At 63.8% G+C, this 243-nt stretch carries 1 pseudogene; it reads right to left on the minus strand.

The window, feature by feature from the left end:
* Nucleotides 1-243: pseudogene (gene glmU / locus AC0L2O_RS37365) on the minus strand (bifunctional UDP-N-acetylglucosamine diphosphorylase/glucosamine-1-phosphate N-acetyltransferase GlmU); the annotation flags it as partial.

Genomic DNA, 243 nt, shown 5'->3' on the forward strand with positions numbered 1-243 from the left:
TGATGGTTCCAGCGCCGATGTTGGCGCCAGCGCCGACGCGGGCATCGCCGATATAGGTCAGGTGATTGACCTTGGCGCCCTCCTCGATCGTCGCCTGCTTGACCTCGCAGAAATTGCCGACCTTGGCTTTTTGCTTGAGGTCGGCGCCGGGGCGCAGCCGGGCGAACGGACCGACATCGCAGTCGGAAGCGATGGTGGCGCCTTCAATATGGCTGAAGGCATGGATCTTGGCGCCCGTCGCGA

The sequence above is a fragment of the Bradyrhizobium sp. Kon10 genome, assembly GCF_055807395.1.